Source organism: Nitriliruptor sp., from assembly GCF_040882075.1.
Classification (GTDB): domain Bacteria; phylum Actinomycetota; class Nitriliruptoria; order Nitriliruptorales; family Nitriliruptoraceae; genus Nitriliruptor.
Genome location: NZ_JBBEBZ010000044.1, coordinates 26,628 through 32,464, shown reverse-complemented (window position 1 = coordinate 32,464; position 5,837 = coordinate 26,628). Strand labels below are relative to the sequence as shown.

Annotated in this window: 8 protein-coding genes; 6 read left to right on the top strand and 2 right to left on the bottom strand. The window is 72.4% G+C overall.

What is annotated here, in order from left to right; all coding sequences use genetic code 11:
* Together WEB03_RS02360 and WEB03_RS02355 are read left to right on the top strand one after the other, a co-directional pair.
* Positions 1-562, top strand: a 562-nt coding sequence (locus tag WEB03_RS02360; RefSeq protein ID WP_368069366.1) for a hypothetical protein, incomplete at its 5' end; no start/stop codon positions are given.
* A gap of 55 nt (positions 563-617) precedes the next feature.
* Positions 618-1,022: a thioesterase family protein gene (locus WEB03_RS02355; protein ID WP_368069365.1), complete on the top strand. Its 405-nt coding sequence runs from the start codon at positions 618-620 to the stop codon at positions 1,020-1,022.
* Position 1,023: 1 nt separating this feature from the next.
* Here the strand turns inward: WEB03_RS02355 and WEB03_RS02350 are convergent, their stop codons facing one another.
* On the bottom strand, positions 1,024-1,488 hold the full coding sequence (locus WEB03_RS02350; RefSeq protein WP_368069364.1) for an SRPBCC family protein: 465 nt from the start codon (positions 1,486-1,488) through the stop codon (positions 1,024-1,026).
* A 188-nt stretch (positions 1,489-1,676) separates the two neighbouring features.
* Between WEB03_RS02350 and WEB03_RS02345 the strand changes: the two genes are divergently transcribed.
* Positions 1,677-2,447 (top strand): alpha/beta fold hydrolase, encoded by a 771-nt coding sequence (locus WEB03_RS02345; protein WP_368069363.1) that lies wholly within the window; start codon positions 1,677-1,679, stop codon positions 2,445-2,447.
* A gap of 83 nt (positions 2,448-2,530) precedes the next feature.
* The gene (gene folP / locus WEB03_RS02340; protein WP_368069362.1) at positions 2,531-3,415 is read left to right on the top strand and encodes a dihydropteroate synthase; all 885 of its coding nucleotides are present in this window, start codon (positions 2,531-2,533) and stop codon (positions 3,413-3,415) included.
* 11 nt (positions 3,416-3,426) lie between these two features.
* On the opposite strand, the gene WEB03_RS02335 is transcribed toward folP, so the two are convergent.
* A complete protein-coding gene (locus WEB03_RS02335; RefSeq protein WP_368069361.1) occupies positions 3,427-3,855 on the bottom strand; it encodes a CoA-binding protein in 429 nt (142 codons plus the stop codon).
* A 134-nt stretch (positions 3,856-3,989) separates the two neighbouring features.
* Here WEB03_RS02335 and WEB03_RS02330 point away from each other — a divergent pair, with 134 nt between their 5' ends.
* Together WEB03_RS02330 and hppD are read left to right on the top strand one after the other, a co-directional pair.
* Positions 3,990-4,376 (top strand): ferredoxin, encoded by a 387-nt coding sequence (locus WEB03_RS02330; RefSeq protein ID WP_368069360.1) that lies wholly within the window; start codon positions 3,990-3,992, stop codon positions 4,374-4,376.
* Positions 4,377-4,582: 206 nt separating this feature from the next.
* Positions 4,583-5,704 carry a 4-hydroxyphenylpyruvate dioxygenase gene (hppD, locus tag WEB03_RS02325; protein WP_368069359.1) on the top strand — a complete coding sequence of 374 codons (1,122 nt, stop codon included), beginning with the start codon at positions 4,583-4,585 and terminating at the stop codon, positions 5,702-5,704.
* Positions 5,705-5,837 lie beyond the last annotated feature (133 nt).

Below are 5,837 nucleotides of genomic sequence, written 5' to 3'. Positions count from 1 at the left end.
CCCTGCGCGCATGAGCGAACCGACCTCCACGACCCCCGACTCGACGACCCCCGACTCGACGACCCCCGACGCCACGGCCCCCGGCCCCACGACCCCCGGCCTGGCCGGACCGGTCACGAGCGTCGTGCCCGTCGACCTGCGTGACTACGTCGACTTCTCGACCGAGAAGGCGCGCCGCATCCGGGTCCTGGCCACCGACCACCTCGCCGTCGACCTGTGGTGCCTGGAGCCGGGTCAACGGTCGCCGGTCCTGCGCCTGCCGGAACAGGACGTGGCCTACACCGTCCTCGGTGGCCGCTCGTGGTTCGTCACCGACGAGGGCGAGGTGGGACTCGACCCGCTCGGTTCGATCCTGGTACCCGCCGACGTCGTGCACGGGGTCCACAACCGCGGCTCCGATCCGCTCATCGTGGTCGCCGCCATCACTCCCCCCGGCGCGGAGCGGCCGGCGAAGCCGGTGGCCGACGACGCGCTCGCGGTGCGGCACGACGACCGCCGACCGAACGCGCTCGCGCGTGCCTGGCACACCCTGATGGGCGCCGGCGGCGACCGGACCGGGTGACGTCCCACCGCCCCCCAGCTTGTGGCTGCGGCCTCGACCGGGCACGCTCCGCCCCATGCGACCCGGACCTCCCCGCGGTGACTCGACCTCGATCGAGCTGACCGTCACCCCCGACCACGCCGCGCACATCGTGCCCGGCGCACCCGCCCTGTGCACCGCGCCAGCGCTGCTCCAGGCGGCCGAGGGGCTCGCCCGGCAGCTGCTGACCCCTCACCTCGAGGCCGGTGAGGTCGCCGCTGCGGTCAAGGTCGACGTGACCATCCGTTCGCCGTTGCCGGTCGGTACGGCGCTGACGCTGACCGCCACCGTCGCCTCGGTCACCCACAACCAGCTGGTGTGCGAGGTCCTCGCGCGGCGCGACGGCGCCATCGCCGCCCGCGGGTCGGTCGAGCACCGGGTGGTCGACGGTCGCGTCTACGCCGACGAGATCGCCGCCGTCTCCCCCACCGTGGCGGGCTGAGCTACCGGGCGTCCTCCGCCTCGACCTCGGCTTCCGCGAGCCGCGCCAGGTTCGTCAGGCTCCGGGTGAAGATGCGCCGGAGGATCGGCAGCACGAACGCGGACGCGCCCCACTCACCGAGCCGGCCGAGCGGCGGGTCCACCTCCTCCCACCAGTCGATGCGCGTGCGGTCGGGACCGAACGCGGTGAGCTCGAAGGCACCGGCGCCGGTGATGATGGCCCCGAGATGGGTGACCTCGAGGAGGTCCGGCGCGGACCACGCGGTGACCCGCATGACGTCCTCGACGGTGACCCCGAGGAGGTTGGTGGGACAGCGGATCGTGACGCCGAGCCCCTCACGTTCCGGGGTGAGCACCTCGACCGACCTCGCGTCGAGCATCCACTCGCTCTGACGTTCCCAGGTGGTCAGCACGTCCCAGACCACCTGCTGTGGCGCCGCGGCGTCCACCGCTACCTCGAGCCGCACGGGTTCGCTCCTCGTCGTCGACCGCACCACGTGTCGGCGGGTCTCGCGGCGGGTTCGTCGCCGGCGGGTCCGAGGACCGTCGCTAGGCTCGCGGGCGACCCGGTCGCGGCTCCCGCGCCGCTCGACCCCCACCACCTCGCCGCGCGTGGCCCGCAGCGCGCCCCGCGGCCCCAGGGAAGGTCCCCAGCTTGTTCGCCGACATCGACGGCAACACCATCCAGTACCGCAGCTTCGGCGAGGGCCCACCGGTCGTGTTCGTCCACGGCCTCGGTGGCTGCGCGAACGTGTGGCACGGCGTCATGCAGGCCATGCAGCAGCACCACCACGTGGTCGCCATGGACCTGCGCGGCCACGGGCGCAGTCAGGGCCGCGGCCAGTTCTCGATCGAGGGCTGGGCCAAGGACGTGCTCAAGCTGATCCGCCACCTCGAGCTGCCCTCCGTGACCCTCGTCGGCCACTCGCTCGGGACGCTGGTGGTCCAGCACCTGGCCGAGAAGGAACCGGACCTGTGCGACCAGCTGGTGCTGATCGGCGGGATCTCCTACTTCCAGCCGCCGACCGCCGACGCCTACCGCGAACGTGCCGAGCTGGTCGCCAACGAGGGTATGGACGTGTTGGTGGACGCGTGGCTCGAGGGAGCGGTGTCGCCGCAGACCCACGCCACCTCGTCGGCCACCGTCGGCCTGCTGCGCGAGCTGTTCCTGCGCAACGAGCCGGCCAACTACGCCAAGGCCTGCAAAGCGCTCGCCGCCGCACCGCGCATCCGGCGGGACGAGCTCGGACAGCCGACGTTGATCGTCACCGGCGCGCACGACCGCTCGACGCCGCTGGCGATGGCCGAGGAGCTGCGATCGTCGATCCCGGTCAGCCGTGTCAAGGTGCTGCCCGACGTCGGTCACTGGATCCCGGTCGAGGCACCCGGCCCGCTGGCGGCGACGATCCTGGAGTTCCTGACATAGACCGTCACCCCGACGCTCTGCGGGTGCCGCTGCTCGGTAGCGGCGATCGCTCCGCCTCGGGTGAGCAGCCGCCCCGGACGCCGGTGCTGGACCTGCCCCGCCGGCGGCTCGACCTCGGCCGGCAGACCGGGGTGATGGGCATCGTCAACCGGACGCCGGACTCGTTCTACGACCGCGGCGCCACCTACGCGCTCGACGACGCGCTCGCGCACGCGCGACGGCTGGTCGCCGAGGGCGCCGACATCGTCGACGTGGGTGGCGTCAAGGGCGGACCCGGCGACGAGGTGACCGTCGCCGACGAGCTCGAACGGATCGTCCCCTTCGTCGAGGCGCTCCGCGCGGCCGAACCGGACGTGCTGATCTCGGTCGACACCTTCCGCGCGGCCGTCGCCGACGCCGCGCTCACCGCCGGGGCCGACATCGTCAACGACGTGACCGGCCTGCACGACCCCGAGGTGCTCGACGTCGTGGTCGCCCGGGACGCCGGGTACGTGGCGATGCACCACGGTGGGCAGCCGCGCACCCGCCCCTACCGGCGCAGCTACCGGCCGGACGTCACGGCAGCGGTGATCGCCCACTGCCGTGAACTCACCGACCGGGCCCTCGCAGCGGGGGTGCCTGCCGACCGTCTGATCGTCGACCCGGGTCACGACTTCCAGAAGACGACGGCGCACTCGCTCGAACTGACCCGTCGGCTGCCGGAGCTCGCCGCGCTCGGCTTCCCCGTCCTCGTCGCGCTGTCGAACAAGGACTTCATCGGCGAGACGCTCGACGCCCCGCTCGGATCGGCGGCAGGTGGGACCGGGCGGCGCGTGGACGGGTCCCTGGCCGCGGCGATCTTCTCGGTGCTGCGCGGCGCCTCGCTCGTGCGGGTCCACGAGGTGCGACGCACCGTCGATGCGCTGCGGATGACCGAGGCGCTGCTCGGGTGGCGCCGGCCCGCCGTCGAGGTCCGCGGGCTCGAGTGAGCGGTGCGTGGTCAGGCGGGCGGCGGCAGCGGGATCCCGGCCCGTTCCGCCTCGACCGCGAGGCAGGCGTCCTCGACGTACAACAGGCCGGCGTCCTCGGCGATGGCCCGGGCTTCGTCGGAGCGGACCCCCTGCTGCAGCCACAGCGCCTTCGCACCGGCGGCGACGGCCGCCGTCGCCACCTCCGGTGCGTGCTCCGAGCGCCGGAACACGTCGACGATGTCGACCGGGCCGCCGACGTCCTCGAGCGAGGGGTGGACGTCGAGCCCGTGGATGCGGGAGGCGTTGGGGTTGACGGGCACGATCGCGTACCCCATGTCGAGCAGGCGCCGGATGACCCCGTGGCTCGGACGGCCGGGGTCCTGCGACGCGCCGACGACGGCGATGCGACGGGACTCGGACAGCACCGAACGGATGACGGCTCGCTGATCGGCTCGCACGGACGCTCCTGACCGGGTTCGGGGCCGGCGGTCGGCCCGTGGCCTCGAGGCTACGGTGGGAGCCGCCGCGTCCCCCCGGCCGTCCGGGTGTCCTCGACGCGGGAACGTTCGGTCCTCGGACAGGGAGGTAGCACGTGGCTCGGATCGGGATGCCCCGCAAGTGGGTCTTCGTGTGCATCAACGAGCGGCCCGCCGAGCACCCCCGCCCGTCGTGCATCAGGAACGGCAGCGCGGACCTGTTCGAGGCCATCCGGGAGGAGACCGGCCGGCTCGGGTTGGTGGACGTCAAGGTCGTGGCCTCCGGCTGCCTCGAACCCTGCATGGTCGGTCCCGCGATCTACGTGGCTCCCGACGACGTCTGGTACGGCGGGGTCACGGTCGACGACGTGCCGACCATCTGCGAGCAGCACCTCGCAGGCGACGAACCCGTCGAGTTCCTGCGCATCGGTCGGCCGGAGTTCGAGCTGTCCCCGCTCGCTGGGCGCACCGACCTCCCGCCGGGGATGATCCCACCGGCCTGAGCGGCCCATCGAGGTGGGATCGTCATCACGGGGTGGCGCGGCGTCCGCTGTGCGCCGGTGACCGAGCGACCGAGCCGCCGTCGCGCTGACCTGCGTAAGGTCGAGCCTGCAGCTGCCCGCCGACCGACCGTCCGGGCGGCAGCAGCCACCGACGAGATCGGCCACCGCGACCCGGGGCCGGTCCCCCGCGACCGCAGAGGTGCCCCGTGGACCAGGCAACGCACGCTCCGGACCGTGACCACCGCGACCTGCCCCTCAAGGGCTACGACGCCATCGAGTTCTGGGTCGGCAACGCCAAGCAGGCCGCCCACTTCTACCGGACCGCCTTCGGCTTCCAGCTCGTCGGGTACGCGGGCCCGGAGACCGGCGTCCGTGACCGGGCGTCCTACGTGCTGCAGCAGCGGTCCATCCGCTTCGTGCTGACCACGGCGTTGAGCCCGGACCACGAGATCACCCAGCACCAGGCCCGCCACGGCGACGGGGTCCGTGACGTGGCCTTCCGCGTGCCGGACGCCGACGAGGCGTTCGCGATGGCCGTCGAGCGTGGGGCCAGGCCCTTCGCCGAGCCGGAGGTCCTCGAGGACGAGCACGGCAAGGTCGTGCGCGCCGCGATCCACGCCTACGGCGACACCATCCACTCGTTCGTGCAACGCGACGACTACTCGGGCATCTACCTGCCCGGCTACCAGCCCGTCGGCGACGATCCGCTCGCTCGACCCGTCGGCCTCTCGGCGATCGACCACGTGGTCTGCAACGTCGAGGAAGGCGAGATGGACACGTGGGCGGGGTTCTACGAGCGGATCATGGGGTTCAGCCAGCTGCGCCACTTCGACGACGAGGCCATCTCCACCGAGTACACCGCCCTGATGTCGAAGGTGCTCTGGGACGGCCACGGTCGCATCAAGCTGCCGATCAACGAACCCGCCGAGGGCAAGAAGAAGAGCCAGATCGACGAGTACCTCGAGTTCTACGGCAGCCCGGGCGTGCAGCACCTCGCCCTGTCGTCCGGCGACATCGTGGCGACCGTCCGCCAGCTCCGCGACAACGGCGTGGCGTTCCTGACCGTCCCCGACGAGTACTACCTCGACGCCAAGCAACGTGTCGGCGACGTGGGCGAGTCGTGGGACGACCTGCAGGAGCTCGGCATCCTCGTCGACCGCGACGACGAGGGCTACCTGCTCCAGATCTTCACCGAACCCGTCGAGGACCGCCCGACGGTGTTCTACGAGATCATCGAGCGCCACGGCGCCAAGGGGTTCGGCGTCGGCAACTTCAAGGCGCTGTTCGAGTCGATCGAACGGGCCCAGGAGCGCCGCGGCAACCTCTGACCGCCGCGGTGACGCCTACCGGTAGACCACGAGGGGCGCACCTGCCCCCTGGCGCCTACCGGTAGACCACGAGGGGCACACCTGCCCCCTGGCGCCTACCGGTAGACCACGAGGGGCACATCTGCCCCCTGGC

Bases quoted from the DNA above. Each gene is read 5' to 3' on its own strand.
- WEB03_RS02355 (WP_368069365.1), top strand. From the start codon at position 618: ATGCGACCCGGACCTCCCCGCGGTGACTCGACCTCGATCGAGCTGACC.